At 72.4% G+C, this 21727-nt stretch carries 27 protein-coding genes; 12 read left to right on the top strand and 15 right to left on the bottom strand.

Annotated elements, in window-relative coordinates; translation table 11 throughout:
* Positions 1–78: 78 nt before the first annotated feature.
* Positions 79–603, top strand: coding sequence for an HIT family protein (locus tag FB474_RS05565; protein ID WP_141787736.1), 525 nt, complete (start codon positions 79–81; stop codon positions 601–603).
* Positions 604–640: 37 nt separating this feature from the next.
* Here FB474_RS05565 and FB474_RS20650 read toward each other — a convergent pair whose 3' ends face one another.
* Positions 641–805, bottom strand: coding sequence for a hypothetical protein (locus FB474_RS20650; protein ID WP_185746051.1), 165 nt, complete (start codon positions 803–805; stop codon positions 641–643).
* Positions 806–899: 94 nt separating this feature from the next.
* Between FB474_RS20650 and FB474_RS05560 the strand changes: the two genes are divergently transcribed.
* The 3 genes from FB474_RS05560 to FB474_RS05550 all read left to right on the top strand — a co-directional run bounded on the left by FB474_RS05560 (position 900) and on the right by FB474_RS05550 (position 3253).
* Positions 900–1853 carry a helix-turn-helix domain-containing protein gene (locus tag FB474_RS05560; protein ID WP_141787735.1) on the top strand — a complete coding sequence of 318 codons (954 nt, stop codon included), beginning with the start codon at positions 900–902 and terminating at the stop codon, positions 1851–1853.
* 73 nt (positions 1854–1926) lie between these two features.
* Entirely contained in the window at positions 1927–2328 is a 402-nt protein-coding gene (locus FB474_RS05555; RefSeq protein ID WP_141787734.1) for a MerR family transcriptional regulator, read from the top strand.
* On the top strand, positions 2300–3253 hold the full coding sequence (locus FB474_RS05550; protein ID WP_141787733.1) for an aldo/keto reductase: 954 nt from the start codon (positions 2300–2302) through the stop codon (positions 3251–3253). Before FB474_RS05555 ends, FB474_RS05550 begins: the two co-directional genes overlap by 29 nt.
* 92 nt (positions 3254–3345) lie before the next feature.
* Here FB474_RS05550 and FB474_RS05545 read toward each other — a convergent pair whose 3' ends face one another.
* Positions 3346–5031: a ribonuclease J gene (locus FB474_RS05545; RefSeq protein WP_141787732.1), complete on the bottom strand. Its 1686-nt coding sequence runs from the start codon at positions 5029–5031 to the stop codon at positions 3346–3348.
* Positions 5028–5918 (bottom strand): 4-hydroxy-tetrahydrodipicolinate synthase, encoded by an 891-nt coding sequence (gene dapA, locus FB474_RS05540; RefSeq protein ID WP_141787731.1) that lies wholly within the window; start codon positions 5916–5918, stop codon positions 5028–5030. Before dapA ends, FB474_RS05545 begins: the two co-directional genes overlap by 4 nt.
* A 105-nt stretch (positions 5919–6023) precedes the next feature.
* On the opposite strand from dapA, the gene FB474_RS05535 reads away from it, so the two are divergent.
* Genes FB474_RS05535 through FB474_RS05525 form a run of 3 tightly spaced genes read left to right on the top strand, consistent with a single transcriptional unit; the run spans position 6024 to position 7797 of the window.
* On the top strand, positions 6024–6818 hold the full coding sequence (locus FB474_RS05535; protein WP_141787730.1) for a thymidylate synthase: 795 nt from the start codon (positions 6024–6026) through the stop codon (positions 6816–6818).
* On the top strand, positions 6815–7294 hold the full coding sequence (locus tag FB474_RS05530; protein WP_141787729.1) for a dihydrofolate reductase: 480 nt from the start codon (positions 6815–6817) through the stop codon (positions 7292–7294). The genes FB474_RS05535 and FB474_RS05530 overlap by 4 nt, the downstream gene beginning before the upstream one ends.
* 26 nt (positions 7295–7320) lie before the next feature.
* Positions 7321–7797, top strand: a complete 477-nt coding sequence (locus tag FB474_RS05525) for a hypothetical protein (RefSeq protein ID WP_141787728.1) — start codon at positions 7321–7323, stop codon at positions 7795–7797.
* Here the strand turns inward: FB474_RS05525 and paaE are convergent.
* The 5 genes from paaE to paaA all read right to left on the bottom strand — a co-directional run bounded on the left by paaE (position 7785) and on the right by paaA (position 11636).
* Positions 7785–8909, bottom strand: a complete 1125-nt coding sequence (gene paaE, locus FB474_RS05520) for a 1,2-phenylacetyl-CoA epoxidase subunit PaaE (RefSeq protein WP_141787727.1) — start codon at positions 8907–8909, stop codon at positions 7785–7787. The genes FB474_RS05525 and paaE overlap by 13 nt on opposite strands.
* On the bottom strand, positions 8910–9416 hold the full coding sequence (gene paaD / locus FB474_RS05515; RefSeq protein ID WP_141789829.1) for a 1,2-phenylacetyl-CoA epoxidase subunit PaaD: 507 nt from the start codon (positions 9414–9416) through the stop codon (positions 8910–8912).
* Between the two features lie 62 nt (positions 9417–9478).
* Entirely contained in the window at positions 9479–10261 is a 783-nt protein-coding gene (gene paaC / locus FB474_RS05510) for a 1,2-phenylacetyl-CoA epoxidase subunit PaaC (RefSeq protein ID WP_141787726.1), read from the bottom strand.
* Complete coding sequence (gene paaB / locus FB474_RS05505) at positions 10258–10593, bottom strand: 1,2-phenylacetyl-CoA epoxidase subunit PaaB (RefSeq protein ID WP_185746050.1); 336 nt, start codon at positions 10591–10593, stop codon at positions 10258–10260. The genes paaC and paaB overlap by 4 nt, the downstream gene beginning before the upstream one ends.
* Positions 10590–11636 (bottom strand): 1,2-phenylacetyl-CoA epoxidase subunit PaaA, encoded by a 1047-nt coding sequence (paaA, locus tag FB474_RS05500; protein WP_141787725.1) that lies wholly within the window; start codon positions 11634–11636, stop codon positions 10590–10592. The genes paaB and paaA overlap by 4 nt, the downstream gene beginning before the upstream one ends.
* An 83-nt stretch (positions 11637–11719) precedes the next feature.
* Between paaA and FB474_RS05495 the strand changes: the two genes are divergently transcribed.
* The 3 genes from FB474_RS05495 to FB474_RS05485 are packed head-to-tail and all read left to right on the top strand — an operon-like array spanning position 11720 to position 13310.
* Positions 11720–12310, top strand: a complete 591-nt coding sequence (locus FB474_RS05495; protein WP_141787724.1) for a GNAT family N-acetyltransferase — start codon at positions 11720–11722, stop codon at positions 12308–12310.
* Complete coding sequence (locus tag FB474_RS05490) at positions 12307–12999, top strand: AzlC family ABC transporter permease (protein ID WP_141787723.1); 693 nt, start codon at positions 12307–12309, stop codon at positions 12997–12999. Before FB474_RS05495 ends, FB474_RS05490 begins: the two co-directional genes overlap by 4 nt.
* Positions 12996–13310, top strand: coding sequence for an AzlD domain-containing protein (locus FB474_RS05485; RefSeq protein ID WP_141787722.1), 315 nt, complete (start codon positions 12996–12998; stop codon positions 13308–13310). The genes FB474_RS05490 and FB474_RS05485 overlap by 4 nt, the downstream gene beginning before the upstream one ends.
* A 214-nt stretch (positions 13311–13524) precedes the next feature.
* Here the strand turns inward: FB474_RS05485 and FB474_RS05480 are convergent, their stop codons facing one another.
* The 3 genes from FB474_RS05480 to FB474_RS05470 form a co-directional block, all read right to left on the bottom strand.
* Complete coding sequence (locus FB474_RS05480; RefSeq protein WP_141787721.1) at positions 13525–13899, bottom strand: hypothetical protein; 375 nt, start codon at positions 13897–13899, stop codon at positions 13525–13527.
* Between the two features lie 4 nt (positions 13900–13903).
* Positions 13904–14650, bottom strand: a complete 747-nt coding sequence (gene dapB / locus FB474_RS05475; RefSeq protein WP_141787720.1) for a 4-hydroxy-tetrahydrodipicolinate reductase — start codon at positions 14648–14650, stop codon at positions 13904–13906.
* 63 nt (positions 14651–14713) lie between these two features.
* Positions 14714–15274, bottom strand: a complete 561-nt coding sequence (locus FB474_RS05470) for a carboxymuconolactone decarboxylase family protein (protein WP_185746049.1) — start codon at positions 15272–15274, stop codon at positions 14714–14716.
* Positions 15275–15401: 127 nt separating this feature from the next.
* Here FB474_RS05470 and FB474_RS05465 point away from each other — a divergent pair, with 127 nt between their 5' ends.
* A complete protein-coding gene (locus FB474_RS05465; protein WP_185746048.1) occupies positions 15402–15881 on the top strand; it encodes a MarR family winged helix-turn-helix transcriptional regulator in 480 nt (159 codons plus the stop codon).
* Positions 15882–15975: 94 nt separating this feature from the next.
* On the opposite strand, the gene FB474_RS05460 is transcribed toward FB474_RS05465, so the two are convergent.
* The 3 genes from FB474_RS05460 to FB474_RS05450 form a co-directional block, all read right to left on the bottom strand.
* Complete coding sequence (locus tag FB474_RS05460) at positions 15976–18210, bottom strand: polyribonucleotide nucleotidyltransferase (RefSeq protein ID WP_141787719.1); 2235 nt, start codon at positions 18208–18210, stop codon at positions 15976–15978.
* Positions 18211–18436: 226 nt separating this feature from the next.
* Positions 18437–18706, bottom strand: a complete 270-nt coding sequence (gene rpsO, locus FB474_RS05455) for a 30S ribosomal protein S15 (RefSeq protein ID WP_141787718.1) — start codon at positions 18704–18706, stop codon at positions 18437–18439.
* A 125-nt stretch (positions 18707–18831) separates the two neighbouring features.
* A complete protein-coding gene (locus tag FB474_RS05450; protein WP_246092059.1) occupies positions 18832–20097 on the bottom strand; it encodes an MFS transporter in 1266 nt (421 codons plus the stop codon).
* 85 nt (positions 20098–20182) lie between these two features.
* On the opposite strand from FB474_RS05450, the gene FB474_RS05445 reads away from it, so the two are divergent.
* Positions 20183–20716: a MarR family winged helix-turn-helix transcriptional regulator gene (locus FB474_RS05445; protein ID WP_141787716.1), complete on the top strand. Its 534-nt coding sequence runs from the start codon at positions 20183–20185 to the stop codon at positions 20714–20716.
* Positions 20717–20760: 44 nt separating this feature from the next.
* Here the strand turns inward: FB474_RS05445 and FB474_RS05440 are convergent, their stop codons facing one another.
* Complete coding sequence (locus tag FB474_RS05440) at positions 20761–21531, bottom strand: hypothetical protein (protein WP_141787715.1); 771 nt, start codon at positions 21529–21531, stop codon at positions 20761–20763.
* Positions 21532–21727 lie beyond the last annotated feature (196 nt).

Raw genomic sequence — 21727 nt, 5'->3', positions numbered from 1 at the left:
CTCCCCTCACCCGGGCACGGCGTCCTCACCGGGCTTCACGCGTGGCGGCACCTCGCCGACCTGCCTAGGGTGCCCGGCATGAACCAGGACGTCATCGCCGGCTGCTACCCGTGCGACCAGCAGGTGGTCGCACCCCTCCCTCCGCGCGAGGACGTCGTGCACACGGAGCACTGGCGAGTGGCGCACGCGTTCAACAGCACGCTGCCCGGCTGGCTGGTCCTGCTTCCGACACGGCACGTCACCTCGTTCACGGAGCTGACACCTGACGCCGCCGAAGAGCTCGGGGGGCTGGTGCACCGCCTCGGCGCCGCACTGCAGGTCGTCACGGGCTGCGTGAAGACCTACCTCATGCAGTTCTCCGAGGCAGAGGGGTTCTCCCACCTGCACGTCCACCTCGTCCCGAGGCTGGCCGACCATCCCCAGGAGGCCCGCGGCCCCAGGGTGTTCGCCTACCTGACCGACGACCAGACCCGATGGCTCACGCCCGACGAGCGCGACGCCACCGCGCTCTCGCTCCGCGCGGCCCTGGCCCAGGCGCACGACGAGGCCGCCGCCCATCCCCCACGATGTCCGGGGGCGCCGCTGATCCCGAGACACAGCTGACCGGGCGCCATGGGGGCGTCCGGTCAGCGACTGGGGGTCACGGGTGACGGGTGCGGTGCGGCTTGGGCAGCGGGTTGCGGATACCGGCCGGCCAGGTCTCGACCGGGTCGTCCCACTCGCGGCTACGGTGGGTGTCGGCGCCGAAGCGCGGGGCCAGGACGGCGATGACGACGAGTGCGGCAAACATGATGAGGAGTTCCATGGCAGAAATCATGCGCTTGACCTGATCCCTGCCACGAGTGGCAGAAATGTCATGAGGCATCGATTTCCCGCCAGATCGATGTCATGCTGGGGGCATGCTCCGCGACGTCGCCGTGCCGGTCCTGCCGGACCTGTCCCCCTTCGAGCTCGGCGTGCTCTGCGAGGTGTTCGGCATCGACCGGACCGACCAGGGCGTGCCGAAGTTCGACTTCGCCATCTGCGCCGAGCACCCCGGCGTGCCGATGCCGACCCGTACCGGCTTCTCGATCAGCGCCGACCACGGCTTCGACCGGCTCGCCAGCGCCGACCTCATCGCGGTGCCGGCGATCGACTCCGGCCCCTACCCCGAGGCCCTGCTGCAGGCCCTGCGTGACGCGGTCGCCCGCGGCGCCCGGGTCATGAGCGTGTGCTCGGGCGCGTTCGTGCTGGCCGCAGCCGGCGTGCTCGACGGGCGCCGCGCCACCACCCACTGGGCCCACGCCGACGACCTCGCCGCGCAGTACCCCCAGATCGACGTCGAGCTCGACGTCCTCTACGTCGAGGACGGGCCGGTGCTCACCTCGGCCGGCACCGCCGCCGGCATCGACGCCTGCCTGCACCTGGTCCGCCAGGAGCACGGCACCAGCGTCGCCTCGACCATCGCCCGGCGCATGGTCGTGCCCCCGCAGCGTGACGGCGGCCAGCGGCAGTACGTCGAGTCCCCCATCCCCGAGGTCGGCGCCGACACCCTGCAGCCAGTGCTGGAGTGGGCCATCGAGCACCTCGACCAGGACCTGTCCATCCCCGCGCTGGCCCGGCGCGCGCTGATGAGCGAGCGGACCTTCGCCCGCCGGTTCCGGGCCGAGACCGGCTCGACGCCGCACCAGTGGGTCACCGGCCAGCGCGTGCTGCTGGCCCGCCGGATGCTCGAGACGACCGACGCCTCGGTCGAGCAGGTCGCGGCCCGCACCGGCCTGGGCACGGCGGCGATCCTGCGCCACCACTTCACCCGCATCGTCGGCACCTCCCCGCAGGCCTACCGGCGCACCTTCTGCACCCTGAGCGCCTGAGGCGCGCACCCGGCATACCGGCCCGTGGCCGGGACTTGCGTTGGAGTGCACTCCAGCTCCTAGGGTCGAGGGCATGCAGGCGCTGAGCACGCGGGAGGCGGCCGACCGGGTCGGCCTGAGCCAGGACACGCTCCGGTGGTACGAGCGGATCGGGCTGCTGGACCGCGTGCCCCGCGGCAGCGACGGCCGGCGCCGCTTCGGCGAGCGCGACCTGACCTGGCTCACGCTCATCACCCGGCTGCGGGCCACCGGTATGCCGGTGGCGCAGATGCGGGAGTACGCCGAGCTCGTGCGCAGCGACTCGGGGATCGAGGAGCGCCTGGCGCTGCTGGAGGAGCACCGCGAGCGCATGGCCCGGCTGCGGGCCGACCTCGACGCCTGCTCCGGGCTGCTCGACACCAAGATCGACCACTACCGCCGCCTTGCGGCAGAACGGAACGACAGCGATGAAGCGAGTGAACCTCGGCGGGCTTGACGTCTCGGCCCAGGGCCTGGGCTGCATGGGCATGAGCGAGTGGTACGGCCAGGGCGACTGGGACGAGTCGGTCGCGACGATCCACCGGGCCATCGAGCTCGGCGTGACCTTCCTCGACACCGCCGACGTCTACGGCTCCGGCCACAACGAGGTGCTCGTCGGGCGGGCCATCCACGACCGGCGCGACCAGGTGCAGCTCGCCACGAAGTTCGGCATCGACCGCTCCGGCGGCGACCGCGCGCGCACCATCCGTGGCGACGCCGCCTACGTCCGGCAGTGCTGCGACGCCTCGCTGCTGCGGCTGGGCGTCGACCACATCGACCTGTACTACCTGCACCGGCCGCCGCAGAACGCCGAGATCGAGGAGACCGTCGGCGCGATGGCCGAGCTGGTCCAGGCCGGCAAGGTGCGCCACCTCGGCCTGTCCGAGGTCAACCACGACCTGCTGCGGCGGGCCTACGCGGTGCACCCGATCACCGCGGTGCAGTCGGAGTACTCCCTGTGGACCCGCGACCCCGAGACCGACGTCGTCGACACGCTGCGCGAGCTGGGCGTCGGGCTGGTGCCCTACTCCCCCCTCGGACGCGGCTTCCTCACCGGCACGGTCGACCCGAAGTCGTTGGGAGAGAAGGACTTCCGCGGCTTCAACCCCCGGTTCACCGGTGACGCCGGGCAGGCCAACCAGCGCATCGCGGACGCCGTGAAGGCGGTGGCCGAGCGCAAGGGAGTGACGCCCGCTCAGGTGGCGCTGGCGTGGGTGCACGGCCAGGCCGAGCGCCTGGGCATCGCCCTCGCGCCGATCCCCGGCACCAAGCGCCGGACGTGGCTCGAGCAGAACGTCGCCGCGCTCGAGGTCACCCTCGACGCCCAGGACCTCGCCGAGCTCGACCGGTTGGGCGAGCAGGTGGTCGGCGCCCGCTACTGAGCGGCACTCCCTGCCTTTGCGCAAGAAAGGGCTGCTGTGGAGGCCGAAACCGGCGCTCCCAGCAGCCCTTTCTTGCGCAATGAGGCCGGGGGTCAGGCCTCGATGACCATCGGGATGATCATCGGCCGGCGGCGCAGCTTGCCGCCGACCCAGCCGCCGACCGTGCGGCGCACGATCTGCTGCAGCTGGTAGGTGTCGCTGACGCCGTTGCCGGTGGCCTCGGCCAGCGCCTGCTCGATCTTGGGCAGGACCTGGTCGAAGACCTCCTGGTCCTCGGCGAACCCGCGGGCCTGGATCTCCGGGCCGGCGGCGATCTTGCCGGTGGCCGCGTCCATCACGACGATGATCGAGATGAAGCCCTCGTCGCGCAGGATCCGGCGGTCCTTCAGCAGCGCCTCGGTGGTCTCGCCGACCGAGGAGCCGTCGACGTAGACGTAACCGCAGTCGACTGCACCCACGACCCGGGCCTGGCCGTCGACCAGGTCGACGACCACGCCGTCCTCGGCCAGCACGACGTTCTCGCGTGGCACGCCGGTGGCCACGGCCAGGTCGGCGTTGGCCACGAGGTGGCGCCACTCGCCGTGGACCGGCATGACGTTGCGCGGCTTGACGATGTTGTAGCAGTAGAGCAGCTCGCCGGCGCTGGCGTGGCCCGAGACGTGGACCTTGGCGTTGCCCTTGTGCACCACGTCGGCGCCGAGGCGCATCAGGCCGTTGATGACGCGGAACACGGCGTTCTCGTTGCCGGGGATCAGCGAGGAGGCGAGCACCACGGTGTCGCCCTCGCCGACGTTGATGCGGTGGTCGCGGTTGGCCATCCGCGACAGGGCGGCCATCGGCTCACCCTGCGACCCGGTGCAGATCAGCACCACCTCGTCGTCGCGGTAGTCGTCGAGCTTCTTGACGTCGACCAGCACGCCGTCGGGCACGTGCAGGTAGCCGAGCTCCTGGGCGATGCCCATGTTGCGCAGCATCGAACGGCCGACCATGGCGACCTTGCGCTTGTTGGCATGGGCCGCGTCGAGGACCTGCTGCACGCGGTGCACGTGGGACGAGAAGCAGGCCACGATGATCCGGCGCCGTGCCTGCTGGAACACCCGGTCGATGGCCGGGGCGATGTCCTTCTCCGGCGTGGTGAAACCGGGGACCTCGGCGTTGGTCGAGTCGGTCAGGAAGAGGGCAACCCCCTCCTCGCCGAGCCGGGCGAACGCCCGCAGGTCGGTCAGCCGGCCGTCGAGCGGCAGCTGGTCCATCTTGAAGTCGCCGGTGTGCAGCAGCGTGCCGGCCGAGGTGCGGATGGCGACCGCGAGCGCGTCCGGGATCGAGTGGTTGACCGCGACGAACTCGCAGTCGAAGGAGCCGAGCTGCTCGCGCTGCCCCTCCTTGACGCCCAGGGTGTAGGGCGTGATCCGGTGCTCCTTGAGCTTGGCCTCGACCAGGGCCAGGGTCAGCTGCGAGCCGACCAGCGGGATGTCGGCCTTGAGGCGCAGCAGGAACGGCACCGCGCCGATGTGGTCCTCGTGGCCGTGGGTCAGCACGATCGCGTCGACGTCGTCGAGGCGGTCCTGGATGTAGCTGAAGTCCGGCAGGATCAGGTCGATGCCGGGGTGGTGGTCCTCGGGGAAGAGCACGCCGCAGTCGACGATGAGCAAGCGGCCGCGGTGCTCGATCACGGTCATGTTGCGGCCGACCTCGCCGAGCCCGCCGAGCGCGACGACGCGGACGCCGTCCTCTGCGAGCGGCGGCGGGGTGGTCAGCTCGGGGTGGGGATGACTCAAATCAGTCCTGACTGTTCAAGACCGGACCGCACGGCGGCGGCCTGGTCGTCGGTGGCCTCGACCAGCGGCAGGCGCACGGCAGCCGAGGCGAGGACGCCCAGCTCCTTCAGTGCGGCCTTGGCCATGATCGCGCCCTGGGTGATGTTCATGACGGCGTCGACCGCGGGGATCAGGCGCCGGTGGATCTCGATGGCCCGCGGCAGGTCCCCCCGACCCACGGCGGCGACCATCTCGGCATACAGGTCTCCTGCGACGTGCCCGACCACGCTGACCACGCCCACGGCGCCCTGCGCGAGGTGCGCCAGGTTGATCACGTCGTCGCCGGAGTACCACTGCAGGTCGGTCGCGGCCATGACCTTGCTGGCGGCGAAGAGGTCGCCCTTGGCGTCCTTGACCGCGGTGATCCGCTCGTGCTCGGCCATCCGCAGCAGGGTCTCGGTGTGGATCGGGATGCCGGACCGGCCGGGGATGTCGTAGGCCATGACCGGCAGGTCGGTGGCATCGGCGACCGCGCGGAAGTGGGCGAGGACGCCCTCCTGCGGGGGCTTGTTGTAGTACGGCGTCACCACGAGCAGCCCGTGCGCGCCGGCCTTGGCCGCGGCCTGCGCGCCCTCGACCGAGTGGGCCGTGTTGTTGGTGCCGACGCCGGCCACGACGCGCGCCCGGTCACCGACGGCCCCGACGACCGCGCGGAGCAGGTCGACCTTCTCCTGGTCGGTGGTCGTCGGGGACTCCCCGGTGGTGCCGCTGACGACGAGGCCGTCGTGGCCGTGCTCCACCAGGTGCGTGGCCAGCCGCTGCGCGCCCTCGAGGTCGACGGAGCCGTCGGGGTGCATCGGGGTGACCATGGCGGTCAGGACGGTGCCGAAGTGGGGCGTGTCGGGCATGAGGTGAGGCTATCGCCTCCGGTATGCCGGGTGCGGCGCCGCCCGCGCGCGGCGCACCGCCGCGTCCGCCGGTCCGGGGTCGGCGCCCGGTGTTAGGTTGCCACCGTGCGGCAGTACCTCGACCTCCTCGACCACGTCCTGACCCACGGCACGCCCAAGGGCGACCGCACCGGCACCGGCACGCTGAGCGTGTTCGGCCACCAGATGCGCTTCGACCTCTCCGAGGGCTTCCCGGCGGTGACGACCAAGCGGCTGCACCTGAAGTCCGTGGTCGGCGAGCTGCTGTGGTTCCTGCGCGGGTCCACCAACGTGCGGTGGCTGCAGGAGCAGGGCGTGAGCATCTGGGACGAGTGGGCCGACGAGCACGGCGAGCTCGGCCCGGTCTACGGCTACCAGTGGCGCTCCTGGCCCACTCCCGCCGGCGGTCACGTCGACCAGATCGCCCAGGTCATCGACTCCATCCGCACCAACCCCGACTCGCGGCGGCACATCGTCAGCGCCTGGAACGTCGCCGAGATCGGGCAGATGGCGCTGCCGCCGTGCCACACGCTGTTCCAGTTCTACGTCGCCGACGGCCGGCTCTCCTGCCAGCTCTACCAGCGCTCGGGCGACATCTTCCTCGGTGTGCCGTTCAACATCGCCTCCTACGCGCTGCTGACGCACATGGTGGCCCAGGTCTGCGAGCTCGAGGTCGGCGACTTCGTGCACACCCTCGGCGACGCCCACCTCTACACCAACCACGTCGAGCAGGCCCGCGAGCAGCTGACCCGCGAGCCGCGGCCGCTGCCGACCCTGCGGCTCAACCCCGAGCGCAAGGGCATCGACGAGTTCGAGATGGGCGACGTCGAGCTGGTCGGCTACGACCCGCACCCGGCCATCAAGGCCCCCATCGCCGTATGAGCGTCACCCTGCTCGCGGCGGTCGGGACCAACCGCGTCATCGGCCGCGACAACGACCTGCCGTGGCGGCTGCCGGAGGACCTGGCCCACTTCAAGGCGGTGACCATGGGGCACACCCTGGTCATGGGCCGGCGCACGTTCGACTCGATCGGCCGGCCGCTGCCGGGCCGGAGCACCGTGGTGGTCACCCGGCAGCCGGGCTGGTCGCGCGAGGGCGTGGCCGTGGCCCACTCGCTGCCGGAGGCGCTGCGCATCGCGGTCGCCGACGGTGACACCGAGGTCTTCGTCGTCGGCGGAGGGCAGATCTACGCCGAGGCGCTGCCGGTGGCCACGCGCCTGCTGCTCACCGAGGTCGAGCAGTCCCCCGAGGGCGACACGCTCTTCCCCGAGGTCGACGCCGCCGACTGGTCCGAGACCGCGCGTGACCAGCGCGAGGGCTTCGCGTTCGTCACCTACCAGCGCACCTGGCGCGACTGAGCCATGACTCACCGTGGGGGACGCGGATGACCAGCTTCGTGGCCCGCATCATCGTGGGTGCGCTCGTGACGGGCCCGGTCACGGGAGGGCTGCTCGGCTGGTGCGTGGTGTCCGGGGGCGAGGGCAGCGGTGGTCCCGGACTGGAGTCCGGCATCCTCCCGGGACTGGACGTCGGCCTGGCCGCCGGACTGCTCCTCGGGGCCCTGCTCGGCGTGGGGACCGCAGCCGTCACCGCCCGCCTCCTGGCCCGCGAGCCCCAGGCGGCCACCCGGCGGGTCGCCGGGCAGGGTGCGCTCGCCACGGCAGTGGGCACCGCGGGCCTGACCCTCCTCGCCCTCGCGGCCGACGCCGCCCTCACCGGCGGCGCGGACGCCGCAGAGGTGAGGTTCTACCTCGGCTTCGGCCTCGTCGTGGCAGTCATCGCCACCCCTGTCGCGTTCGCCGTGACGCACTGGTCCGCCCGCCGCCTGAGAGCGGAGCAGGCGACTCCTCAGGCGTCGTAGTCCAGCGAGACGGCGTCGGTGACCGGGTGGGCCTGGCAGGCCAGCACGATCCCGGCCGCGACCTCCTCCGGCTCGAGGGCGTAGTTGCGCTCCATCCGCACCTCGCCGTCGACGACCCGCGCCCGGCAGGTGCCGCACACGCCGCCGGTGCAGCTGTACGGCGCGTCCGGACGCGCCCGCAGTGTCGCCGCGAGGATGGTCTCCTCGCGGGAGGGCATCTCGATGACTGTCGAGCGGCCGTCGAGGTTGACCGTCACCACGGCCTCCGGCGGGGCACCGGGCTCGGCCTGGACCGGTGGGCGGGCGCTGGTCGGCTCCCCCGGCGTGTCGACGTGGAACACCTCGTGGTGCACGTGGTGGGGGTCGACGCCCAGCTCGCCGAGCAGCTCCTGCGACGCCTCGACCAGGCCGAAGGGCCCGCACAGGTACCACTCGTCCACGGTGTCGACCGGCAGGATCGTGGCGAACAGCCGCTCCAGCTTGGCGCGGTCGATGCGCCCGGTGAACAGCTCGACGTCCTGCGCCTCGCGCGAGAGGACGTTGATGAGGTGGAAGCGCCCGGGGTAGCGGTTCTTGAGGTCCTCGAGCTCCTCGAGGAACATGATCGAGCTCGTCCGCCGGTTGCCCAGGACCAGGGTGGCCCGCGAGCGCGGCTCCTCCTCCAGGGCCGTGGACAGCAGCGAGATCACCGGCGTGATGCCGCTGCCCGCGGCCACCGCGACGTGGTGCCGCATGCCGTCCGGCTCGGTCGGGCAGGTGAACCCACCGAGGGGGGTCATCACCTCGATCTCGTCACCCGGCTTGACCGACTCCCCCAGCCACGTCGACATCAGGCCGCCGTCGACCCGGGCCGCCGCGACGCGGACCTGGCCGCGGCGCAACGCCTCGGACCGGGGCAGGCAGATGGAGTAGGAGCGGCGCACGTCCTCGCCGTTGATCGTCGCGCGCAGCGTCAGGTGCTGGCCCGGTTCGAAGGCGAACTCCGCGGCCAGGTCCTCCGGGACGTCGAAGGAGACTGCGACGGCGTCGTCGGTGAGCCGCTCGACGTCGGCGACGGTCAGGGTGTGGAAGCGGGCACGCGGGCGCGCCGGCTTGCTGACGAGGCCGGCCACTCAGATCGCCTTGAACTCGTCGAACGGCTCGCCGCAGGCGGTGCAGCGGCGCAGCGCCTTGCAGGCGGTGGACCCGAAGTGGGAGACCTCCTCGGTGGCCGAGGACCCGCAGCGCGGGCAGGCCACCTGGCGCACGGAGAGGCCGACGCCGACCGGCCCAGCGGCCGCGGCACGCTGGCCGGGCGGGGCGATGCCGAACTCGGCCAGCTTGGCCCTGCCCTCCTCGCTCATCCAGTCGGTGGTCCAGGCGGGGGCCAGCCGTGTGGTGACCGAGGCGGTGTAGCCCTCGCGGGCGGCGACGTGCTCGATCCGCACGCGGATGGCGTCCATCGCCGGGCAGCCGGAGTAGGTCGGGGTGATGACGACCTGCACGAGGTGCTCGGCCTCGTCGACCGTGACCTCGCGCAGGATGCCGAGGTCCTCGATGGTGACCACCGGGACCTCGGGGTCGGGCACGTCCGCGATGGCCCGGCCGACGAGGGTGTCGAGGGCCCGGGAGGCGGGCAGGTCGAGGGTGACCCCGGCCTCGGGGGCGGCCAGGTCTGTCGTGGTCGCAGGCAGGACGGTGCTCACCAGGTCGCTCCGGGGTGGGATCGGGCGATGTGCTGCATCTCCGCCAGGAGGTAGCCCATCGGACGGGAGTGGATGCCGTCACGACCACCACGGGAGCGCCACGTCGGCTGCTCGGGCAGCACGAGCGTGGCCTGCGAGACCACGCGGCTGACGTAGGCAAAAGCATTGTCCCACAACGACTTTGGGCGCGCACCAACGCCGGCCTCCGCGGCGGCGACGCTCACCGGGTCGTCGTCGAACAGCTCGGCGACGTAGGGCGCGACGCGGGTCAGCGCGTCCTGCATCCGCTCGTGCGACTCGGCCGTCCCGTCACCCAGGCGCAGGACCCACTGGGTGGCGTGGTCGCGGTGGTAGTCGACCTCCTTGACGGCCTTGAGCGCGACGCCCTGGACGACCTCGTCCGCGGAGGCGACCAGCGCGGCATACAGCTCGGCCTGGTAGGCGGAGAACCACAGCAGCCGCGCCATCTCGAAGCCGAAGTCGCTGCGCTCCTGCTCGACGAGGTGGACGTTGCGGAACCCGCGCTCGTCGCGGAAGTAGGCCAGGTCGTCCTCGGTGCGGCCGGTCCCGTCGAGCGAGCCGGCGTGGCTGAGCAGCACCCGGGCCTGGCCGAGCAGGTCCAGGCCGATGTTGCCCAGGGCCATGTCCTCCTCGATCTGCGGGGCGCGGCTGATCCACTCCCCCAGGCGCTGGGCGTAGACGAGGGCGTCGTCACCGAGCTGGAGGGCGTAGCGGGCGGTGAGCTGGGAGGCGGTGAGCCCCGCGGTGTGGGTGCTCATAGGTACTCGACGTCCTCGGGCACGTCGTAGAAGGTGGGGTGGCGGTAGACCTTGTCGGCCGCCGGGTCGAAGAACGAGTCACGCTCGTCGGGGCTGCTCGCGGTGATGTCGCTGGAGCGCACCACCCAGATCGAGACGCCCTCCTGCCGACGGGTGTAGAGGTCGCGGGCGTTGCGCAGCGCCATCTCCGGGTCCGGCGCGTGCAGCGAGCCGACGTGGACGTGGGAGAGCCCGCGCTTGCCGCGGACGAAGACCTCCCAGAGCGGCCAGCTGCGCTCGGGCGTCACCGGCACGGCGTCACCGGAGCGGTCGTTCGGGGTCGGGATGCTCACGCGGCGCTCTCCTGGGTGTGGGCGCGGGCCTGCTTCGCGGCATACGCGGTGGCGGCCTCGCGCACCCACGCACCGTCCTCGTGGGCGCGGACGCGCCAGCTGACCCGCTCGGCGTTGCACGGCCCGTCGCCGCGCAGCACCCGCCAGAACTCGTCCCAGTCGATCGGGCCGAAGTCCCAGTGGCCGGTCTCCTCGTTGAAGCGCAGGTCAGGGTCCGGCAGCGTCAGGCCGAGCTTCTGCGCCTGCGGGACGGTCATGTCGACGAACTTCTGGCGCAGGTCGTCGTTGCTGAACCGCTTGATGCCCCAGGCCATCGACTGCTCGGTGTGGCCGCCCTTGGCGGCCTCACCGGTGTCCGGCGGGCCGAACATCATCAGCGCGGGCCACCACCAGCGGTCGGCGGCGTCCTGGGCCATGGCCTTCTGGGCGTCGGTGCCGCGGGTCAGCGTCCACAGGATCTCGAAGCCCTGCCGCTGGTGGAACGACTCCTCCTTGCAGACGCGGATCATCGCGCGGGCGTAGGGGCCGTAGGAGCAGCGGCACAGCGGCACCTGGTTCATGATCGCGGCGCCGTCGACGAGCCAGCCGATCGCCCCGCAGTCGGCCCAGGTCAGGGTCGGGTAGTTGAAGATCGAGGAGTACTTCTGCCGGCCGGTGTGCAGCATGTCGAGCAGCTCGGCACGGTCGATGCCCAGGGTCTCGGCGGCGCTGTAGAGGTAGAGCCCGTGGCCGGCCTCGTCCTGCACCTTGGCCATGAGGATGGCCTTGCGGCGCAGACTCGGCGCGCGGGTGATCCAGTTGCCCTCGGGCTGCATGCCGATGATCTCGGAGTGCGCGTGCTGGGCGATCTGGCGGATCAGGGTCCTGCGGTAGGCCTCGGGCATGTCGTCGCGCGGTTCGATGCGCTGGTCGGCGGCGATGAGCGCATCGAAGTCCGGCCCCACCTCGCCGCGCCGGTCCACGTGCGCGGCGGCCTGCTCCACGTCACCGGACTCGGCGGCGTTGAGCGGCGCGTCGGGGTCGACGAAGTCGTTGCCATACATGGCTCCAGTATGACGAGGTGTTACACGTTGGCGCAATCCTGCCGACTTGGTGTCACACGTTTGGCCGGTGCGAGGATGGGCCCATGCCCCACGACCACGCCCACGAGCACCTGCACGAGCCCCAGCCGGGCGGCATCGTCGCCGACGCCAGCGTGCGCCTCGCCCGGGTGAGCGACGCCCCGGCCGTCGGGCTGGTCCAGGCCGCCGTGTGGCGCGAGTCCTACGCCGACGTGCTGCCGGCGGAGGTGCTCCGCCAGTTCGAGGGACCGGCGTTCGCCCGCGTGTGGCGCGACTCCCTGGCCTCGGCACCGACGCCGCAGCACCGGCTCCTGGTCGCCTGCGCCGGGGAGCAGGTGGTCGGCTTCGTCGCGGTGGGGCCGTCCGCCGACCCGGACGGCGCCGGCACCTCGGGTGAGGTGCTCGCCATGGGCGTCCACCCCGAGGCCCGCGGCGCCGGTCACGGCTCGCGGCTGCTCAACGCCGCCGTCGACACGCTGCGCGGCGGAGGCTTCGGGCGCATGGTCATCTGGCTGCTCCAGGAGGACGAGGGTGGCCGCGAGTTCCTCCTCGCCTCCGGCCTGGCACCCGACGGCGCCTGGCGCGACCGGGTGGTCGACGCCGACGGCGGGACGGTGCGCGAGGTGCGCCTCGTCGCCGACCTCGGCGCCCCGTGAACGAGCTGCACCCCCGCCGGCGCAGCCAGGTCGTCCGCCAGAGCCTGTCCGTCGGCCTGGCCACCGGCGCCTACGGCGTCAGCTTCGGGGCACTGGCCGTCGCCTCGGGGCTGAGCCTGTGGCAGACCATGGCCCTGTCGACGCTGCTGTTCTCCGGCGGCTCGCAGTTCGCCATCGTCGGCATCGTGGCCGCCGGGGGCTCCGGCGTGGCCGCCGTCGCCACGTCCTCGATGCTCGGCCTGCGCAACAGCCTCTACGCCCTCCAGGTCTCCCGGATGCTCGACGTCCGGGGCCTGCGACGGGTCGCCGCGGCCCAGCTGACCATCGACGAGTCGACCGCCGTGGCGGTGGGCCAGCCCGAGCGCCAGGCCAGCCGCCTCGGCTTCTGGGTCACCGGGGTGACGATCTTCGTCCTGTGGAACCTCGCCACCCTGGCCGGCGCCCTCGTCGGGGACGCGCTCGGCGACCTCCGGGCCTACGGCCTGGACGCCGCGGCCTCGGCCGCCTTCCTGGCCCTGTTGTGGCCGAGGCTGCGCTCCCGCGAGGCACAGGCCGTGGGCGTCGCGGCCGCGGTGATCGCCCTGCTCCTGGCGCCGCACTCCCCCGCCGGGGTCCCGGTGCTGGTCGCCGCCATCACCGCCGTGGTCGCCGGGGTGCGCCCCCGCCGCGAGCGCGGGGTGCCGGCATGACGCTGTGGGCCACCGTGCTGACCGCCAGCGCCGCGGCGTTCGGGCTGAAGTACGCCGGGCACGTCGTGCCACACCACTGGCTCGAGGGCCCGCGCACGCGGCGAGTCACCGGGCTGCTGCCGGTCGCCCTGCTCGCCGCCCTCGTGGCGGTGCAGACCTTCACCTCCGGGCACGCCCTCGGCCTCGACGCACGGGCCGCCGGGGTCGGCGTCGCCGTCGTGGCGCTGCTGCTGCGCGCGCCGTTCCTCGCCGTGGTGGTGCTCGCCGCGGCGACCGCGGGCGCCCTGCGCGCCGTCGGCCTCGCCGCCTGACCTGGCGTTCCCGCTGCCTTCCCTACCCGCCGCGGCGCCGACGCCCCCGGACCTCTGCGTCGGGCCCGTTATCCCGGGGCTGAGGTTCCGAGCGACGATCGTCGCGGGGTTTGGGTCCGAGAACGGCCCAAGAACGCCGCGATGATCGTCGCCCGGGAGCACCCCGGCATCCAGGCAGCGCGCGGAGCCACACGGCATACCGGCGCCAACCGGGTCAGGCGGAGCGGCTCTCCCGCCACGCCCGCACGGCGGCGCGGTAGGCGCGCTGCTCGGCGCCCCGCTCCCCCGCCTGGCGGTGGGCCTCGGCCTCGACGAGGTGGGCTCGCCACGTCTCGTCCTGCGGTCCGGCCGGCTCCCCCTGCTGCTGCATCATCGCCGAGCCGTCACGGGCGAACAGCACCAGCCGCCAGATCGCCCACAGCGCCACCACCGGCATGAGCACGACCGCGATGCCGAGCAGGACCGGCACCACGCGGCCGCCGCTGTCGGTGACGAGGAGCACGCCCCGCCACCCGATGGTGACCGAGTAGAACGCCAGGACGACGAACAGCACGAGCGCGGTGATGCGCTCACGGGCCTTCTCGCGCAACGGATCAGGCCAGACCGAGGTAGTGCTCGAGCCCGACCGTCACGCCGGGGTGGTCGGCGACCTTGCGCACGCCCTCCAGCACGCCGGGCATGAAGCTCACGCGGTCGAAGGAGTCGTGCCGGATGGTCAGCAGCTCCCCCGTGCCGCCGAAGAGCACCTCCTGGTGCGCGACCAGCCCCCGCAGCCGCAGCGCGTGCACCGGTATGCCGTCCACGCGCGCCCCACGGGCGCCGTCCGGGTCGTGCGTGGTCGCGTCCGGGACGTCGCCCAGGCCGGCCTCCCGTCGGGCGGCCCCGATCAGCGAGGCGGTCCGGGCCGCCGTGCCCGAGGGGGCGTCGACCTTGTCGGGGTGGTGTAGCTCGACCACCTCGACCGACTCGTAGAACCGGGCGGCCTGCTGGGCGAAGCTCATCATGAGGATCGCGCCGATCGCGAAGTTCGGGGCGATGAGGACGCCGACACCGGGCCGGGCACCGACCTGGTCGCGCAGCGTGGCCAGCTTGTCCTCGCTCCACCCGGTCGTGCCGACGACGACGTGCACCCCTCGCTCCACGCAGTGCGCCACGTTGGCGGCGGAGGCGTCCGGGACCGAGAACTCGACGACCACGTCGGCGCCGGCGAGGTCGCCGAGGTCGTCCCCGTGGTCGAAGCGGCCGACGAGCTCGGTGTCCGCTGCGGCCTCGACCGCGCGGCACACCTCGGAACCCATGCGCCCGTCGGCGCCGATGACGGAGACCTTGATCGCGCTCACGCGGGCCAGCCTAGTGAGCGGGCACACCGGCCCACCTGGGGCCCCGCCACGACGTCACGGACGTCAGGCCCCCGGCTCCCAGGCGTACGCCTCCATCTGGGGGTCGAGCGGCGCGCCGGTCAGCCGGTTGGCGAACGTGGACATCGTGTAGGCACCGACGCCGAGGACGACCTCGAGGGCGTTGCGCCGGGTGTAGCCGGCCACGAGGAAGGCCTCCTGGTCCGACGCCGAGACGCCCCCGCTGCTGTCCATGACCGCCAGGGTGAACCGTCGCAGCGCCTCCAGCTTCGGGTCGGTGAGCGGCTCACCGGCCCGGAGCTGCGCGATGAGCTCGCCGGAGGCCCGTCGCCTCGTGAGGGCCGCGGTGTGCATCGCGACGCAGACGTGGCACTCCGCGCGCGTCGCCACGGTCAGGATCACGGTCTCCCGCTCGACCGGCGTCAGGGACGTCCGGTCGAAGGTGGCACTCGCCGCGAGGAAGGCCTGGAGCGCCTCCGGGGAGGTGGCCATCATGGCCACGGGTGCCGGCAGGTACCCGAGGCGGCGCTCGACGCCGGACATGGCCGGCTGCGCGGCCTCGGGAGCCGAGTCGATGGTGTGGAGCGGGAACTGCGTGGTGGACATGCGATCTCCTTGAGGACGGGCCGGCCGCGACGGAGTCCGCGGGGTGCGGTCTCCAGGGTCGGCACACTGATATCGTCAACTATATTGACGGTATTGGTCAACCACGTTGTCGATAAGGAGATTCCCGATGCCCGCCGCGCCCCACCGCGACCACGCCGGGTTCGAGCTGCCCCTGCTGCTGTTCGCGGGCTTCCGCGCCCTCATCGACCAGCTGCACGAGCGGCTGGCCGAGCAGGGCCACCCGGACCTGCGACCCTCGCACGGCTTCGCCATGCAGGCGATCGGCCGCCAGGGGGCCTCGGCCAGCGAGGTGGGCCGCAGGCTCGGCGTGAGCAAGCAGGCCGCCGGCAAGACCATCGAGCGCCTGGAGGACCTGGGCTACGTGGCACGCGTCGACGACCCGGTCGACGCGCGGCGCAGGCTGGTCCGGCTGACCGACCGGGGAGTCGACGCCCTCTCCCGCTCGGCGGCTATCTTCGAGGAGCTGCGCTCCGGGTGGGCCGGCACGGTCGGCGAGGCCAGGCTGCGCGCCCTCGAGGACGACCTGCGGCGCGTCACGCCGCCGGACCACTTCCGGCTGGACGCGGCGGGGTGGTTCGGCGGCTGACCGCGACCGGACTGCTCCCGCAGACGCCGGGTGAACGCACCGAGGCCCGGCACCCCACGAGGGGGCACCGGGCCTCGGCGTCGTGCAGGAGGCGTCAGCCCTGCGCGGGCTCCTCAGCCTTGGCCTCACCGGCCGCGGCCTCGTCGCCCTCGGGCAGGACCGCGGCGAGCGAGAGCTTGCCGCGCGGGTCGATCTCCTTGAGCTCGACCTGGACCTTCTGGCCCACCTTGACGACGTCGTCCACGGAGTCGATCCGCTTGCCGCCGACGAGCTTGCGCACCTCGGAGATGTGCAGCAGGCCGTCCTTGCCGGGCAGCAGCGAGACGAACGCCCCGAAGGTCGTCGTCTTGACCACGGTGCCGAGGAAGCGCTCGCCGACCTCGGGCATCTGCGGGTTGGCGATCGCGTTGATCGCCGCGCGCGCGGCCTCGGCCGACGGGCCGTCGGTGGCACCGATGTAGACGGTGCCGTCGTCCTCGATGGAGATGTCGGCGCCGGTGTCCTCCTGGATCTGGTTGATCATCTTGCCCTTCGGGCCGATGACCTCGCCGATCTTGTCGACCGGCACCTTCACCGTGATGACGCGAGGCGCGAACGGGCTCATCTCGTCCGGGGTGTCGATGGCCTCGGCCATGACGTCCAGGATGTGCAGACGGGCGTCACGGGCCTGGGTCAGCGCGCCGGCCAGCACCGAGGCGGGGATGCCGTCGAGCTTGGTGTCGAGCTGGATGGCCGTGACGAACTCGCGCGTGCCGGCGACCTTGAAGTCCATGTCACCGAACGCGTCCTCGGCGCCGAGGATGTCGGTCAGCGCGGCGTACTGCGTCTCGCCGTCGACCTCGTCGGAGACCAGGCCCATCGCGATGCCCGCGACCGGGGCGCGCAGCGGCACACCGGCGTTCATCAGCGCCAGGGTCGAGGCGCAGACCGAGCCCATGGACGTCGAGCCGTTGGAGCCGAGGGCCTCGGACACCTGACGGATCGCGTAGGGGAACTCCTCGCGGGTCGGCAGGACCGGCATGAGCGCGCGCTCGGCCAGGGCGCCGTGACCGATCTCGCGGCGCTTCGGCGAGCCGACGCGGCCGGTCTCACCGGTGCTGTAGGGCGGGAAGTTGTAGTTGTGCATGTAGCGCTTGCGCGTGGTCGGCGACAGCGTGTCGAGCTGCTGCTCCATGCGGAGCATGTTCAGCGTGGTGACGCCCATGATCTGGGTCTCGCCACGCTCGAAGATCGCCGAGCCGTGCACGCGCGGCAGGACCTCGACCTCGGCGCCGAGGGCGCGGATGTCGGCCAGGCCACGGCCGTCGATGCGGACCTTGTCGCGCAGGATCCGCTGGCGGACCAGCTTCTTCTGCACCGAGCGGTAGGCCGCCGACAGCTCCTTCTCGCGGCCCTCGAAGGACTCCGCGAGGGAGGCCTTCATGGCGTCCTTGATCTCGTCGAGACGGGTCTCGCGCGCCTGCTTGCCGGCGATGGTGAGCGCCTGCGCGACGTCGGCGGAGACCGCGGACTCGACCGCGGCGTACGCGTCGTCCTGGTAGTCCAGGAAGATCGGGAACTCCTGGACCTCCTTGGCGGACTTGCTCGCCAGCTCGGCCTGGGCCTCGCACAGGACCTTGATGAACTTCTTGGACGCCTCGAGACCCTCGGCCACGACCTCCTCGGTCGGAGCCTGCTTGCCCTCGTTCTTGACGAGGTTCCAGGTGGACTCGGTGGACTCCGCCTCGACCATCATGATCGCGACGTCGTCGCCGACGACCCGACCGGCGACGACCATGTCGAAGGTCGAGCGCTCGATGTCGGAGAAGTTCGGGAACGCCACCCACTGGCCGTCGACCAGCGAGACGCGGACGCCACCGATCGGGCCGCTGAAGGGCAGGCCGGAGATCTGGGTGGAGGCCGACGCGGCGTTGATCGCGAGCACGTCGTACTGGTGGTCGGGGTTGAGCGACAGCACCGTGATGACGACCTGGACCTCGTTGCGCAGGCCCTTCTTGAAGGTCGGGCGCAGCGGGCGGTCGATCAGGCGGCAGGTGAGGATCGCGTCGGTCGAGGGGCGGCCCTCGCGACGGAAGAACGAGCCGGGGATCTTGCCCGCGGCGTACATGCGCTCCTCGACGTCCACCGTCAGCGGGAAGAAGTCGAACTGGTCCTTGGGGGACTTGCCGGCCGTGGTCGTCGACAGCAGCATCGTGTCGTCGTCGAGGTAGGCGGCAACGGCGCCGCCGGCCTGCTTGGCCAGGCGACCGGTCTCGAACCGGACCGTGCGGGTGCCGAACGAGCCGTTGTCAATGGTGGCTTCGGCGAACTGAATCTCTGGACCCTCCATTGGGCCCTCCTGTTCTCTCATTCACAAACACCGCGTGCATCGTCGTTGTGCACGGGCTTCCTTCGTGAGCCCTGCCTGGGGCAGGTGCCCCCGGCACCGTATGCCGTGTGGCTGGGTCCGCGCGCGGGGCACGCGGGCCGGGCCCGGCATACGGGCCGCTCATGCGAAAGGAGGCGACCCGGACTCCGGTGAATCGGAGCGGGCCGCCTCCCTCACATGAGACGTCTTATCGGCGCAGACCGAGGCGCTTGATCAGCGAGCGGTAACGCTCGATGTCGGTCGCCTCCAGGTAGCGCAGCATGCGCTTGCGGCGGCCGACCAGCAGCAGCAGGCCGCGCCGGCTGTGGTGGTCGTGCTTGTGCTCGCGAGCGTGCTCGGTGAGGTCCTTGATGCGACGCGTGAGCATCGCGATCTGCACCTCGGGGGAGCCGGTGTCGCCCTCGTGGGTGGCGTATTCGGCGAGGATGTCCTTCTTCACAGCAGCGTCGAGGGCCACAGTGCTCCTTCTGGTGTCGTTGCGCGGTGCCACAGGGCTGGTTCACCTGGGCTCTCTCTGATCCGCGGCCGGTTCACGGCAGTCAGCAAGGTTAGCAGCGCGGCCGCGTGCGCCCCTAATCGCGGTCAGGCCACCGGCGCCGGCGCAGGCGCCGGCTCGGAGTGGGATGCGACAGGTGCCTCGGCCGGCGTGCGACGCAGCAGGACCCACAGCCGCCAGGCGGACCCCACGGCGAGGACGCTGATGCCGACGTGCGCGGCGAGGAACACTCCCCCGGTGCCCCCGCTGAGCGCGAGGCCGGCGAGCAGCGGGCCGGCTGCGGAGACCCCGGTCTGCAGCGCGGAGAAGACGCCGAGGGTGGTGCCGACCATGCCTGCCGGCGCGAGGCTGGCGGTGAGCGGGTTGAGCACGGGGGCGTACATCGTCTCGCCCAGCGCGAAGACGCCGAACGCGGTCACGAACAGCGCCCCGGCGAGGGCCGGCACGTGGTCGGCGAGCGCGAGCAGGCCCCAGGAGGCGACCCAGATCGCGCCGACGACCACCAGCAGCGCCGGCGCCGAGCGGCCGGCGGTGAACCGGGTGACGACCATCTGCAAGAGGATGATGACGAGGCAGTTGACCGCCGAGGCGGTGCCGACGGTGCGCTCGGGCACCGACAGCACGGTGATCGCGTAGGCCGGCAGCCCGCTCTCGAACTGCGCGTAGAAGCCCAGGGCGAGGGTCACCGTGACCAGGGCGGTCCACCGCAGCGCGGGGCTGGCCAGGATGAGCCGTATGCCGGCCGAGCCGGTCCCGGTCGCAGCCTCCTCCGGGCGGGCGACCGGCTCGGGCTCCGCGGCGGGGCCCAGCCCGGTGGCCGCGACGAGCGCGGCCGAGACGGTGAACCCGATCGCCGCCGCCGCGAAGGCCGGCCACATGCCGTGGGGGCGGTGCAGGTCCACGAGGTAGCCCGCCACGAACGAGCCCACCGCCATGCCGAGCGCCTGGCCGGTGAACTGCCACGCGAAGACGCGACGACGGTCGGCCTGGCCCACCCACCGCAGGACGAGCACGGACTGCGCCGGCCCGGCGCCGGTCAGCCCGACACCGAAGACGAACATGCCGGCGAGGAACAGGCCCGGCGTCTCCGCCAGCAGCAGCGAGCCGGTGCCCAGCGCGGCGACGAGCTTGGCCACGACGAACACCCGCACCGGGTCGAGCCGGTCGGTGAGCCGACCGGCCACGGGCGCGGCCACGAGGGCGCCGATGGAGAACAGGCTCGAGGCCCCGGCGGCGACGAGACCGCCCCACCCACGCGTGTTGGCGGCATACGCGTACTGGTAGGGCAGCACCGTGCCCCAGCCGAGCATGCCGATGGTCGAAGCCAGGATCAGCAGACGGGCGCGCCTCACCGGACCGGTCCTTTCACAGTTGCAGGTCGTAATCTTGCTTATCGAATATTTCGAGTTCGAAACTCTAGCATGACAGGATGGCGCCATGAGCAACGCGAAGCGGGGTGGAGCGCGCCGGGAGTCCGAGCACCAGCGCTACCGGGCCGACGTGGCGGCCTACGTCGCCGCCGGGGGTGAGGAGTCGGTGCAGCGGGTCATCACCGCCGTGCACGGCCTGGCCCGGCGGATGAACCAGTGGTACGCCCACCAGCTGGCCGACCTCGACCTGTCCGCCGGGGAGTGGGGCGTGCTCGCCCGGCTGGCCACCTCCGGAGACGGCGGCGCGATGACGCCCAGCCAGCTCGCCGAGGCCACCAACGTCGCCGCCTCGTCGATGACCCACCGGCTGGACCGCATGGCCCAGCGGGGCCTGATCGCCCGGGCCGCCGACCCCGACAACCGCACCCGCGTGCTCGTCACGCTCACCGGGGACGGCTGGGCCACCTTCAAGGCCGCGATCCGCGAGGCCAACCTGGTCGAGTCCGACGTCCTCGCCCCGCTCACCCACGCCCAGCGCGAGCAGCTCGCCTCCCTGCTCGAGGTCGTCATCGCCGGCCTGGACGAGGTGGCCCCCGGCTGAGCCGGACGCCGCCGCTCAGCGGGCACGGGTCACGCCCGCAGCGGTCACGAGGCGGGTGGGGCCGCGGCGGGACCGCGCCACAGGGGCACGCTGGCACCGAGCACGAAGACGAGCAGGAGCACGCTCGGCCCCAGGAGGACGGCAGAGGCCGTGGAGGAGAACCCGGTGTGTGCGGTCAGGGCCCCTCCGGCCACGAGCCCGGCGCCGGCGAGGACCGCCACCCACCCCAGCCACCGGGGCAGCAGGCGCCCGATGGCGATGCCCAGGCCGAGGGCGAGCAGGGACGTCCCACCCAGCATCTGGAAGAAGCCGGACAGCCCCTTCTCGACGTCCCGGACGGCGGAGGCGGCGAGGAACGCGGCCTCCTTCGCGGCCGGGTCGGGAGCCGTGACCCAGCGGTGGACCGCCCCCTTGAGCGCCACGCCGTCCACGGCCATCTGGACGGCGAAGACCGCCGCATAGAGGACCGTGGCGAACCCCCCGACGGTCGCAAGGACGCCGACGGCCCCGCGGCGCACGGCGCCGAGGCGGGCGAGCGTCAGGAGCATCAGCGACACGAGGAGCGTCCCGGTGAACTGGCCGATGTGCACCGCGGTCCACGTGCTCGACCGGCTGTACTCCAGGAAGGACGCCGCACTGTCGTTGGGCGGCGCCTTCCCCGGGTGCAGCTGGCCCATGACGACCACGACCACCATGCCGAGCACACCTGCGGCCGCCGCGAACCGGGTCATCGCGCGGTCCGGGCCAGGCAGCCCGCCGACGCTGGTCTCCGCGGTGGGTCCGTCCGTGCTCACGGACTCCGGTCGTGTCGCCATGAGCCGTCACCTCCACGGCGACCGAGCCGTGGATCCGGCCGGACCCGGCCCTGCGCCTCGCCGTCAGTCAAGGCTCGGCCGCTGCCCTTGGCAACCTGCACGCGACGCAGGTATGCCGGGTGTCCGGCGCGGCATACCTGCCTGAGCATGAGCAAGGCCCGTCCCGCAGCTGCGGGACGGGCCTTGCCGAGTCAGG

This window comes from Oryzihumus leptocrescens, assembly GCF_006716205.1.
In the GTDB taxonomy this organism is placed as follows: Bacteria; Actinomycetota; Actinomycetes; order Actinomycetales; family Dermatophilaceae; genus Oryzihumus; species Oryzihumus leptocrescens.
This window is presented reverse-complemented; position numbering and strand designations above follow the sequence as displayed.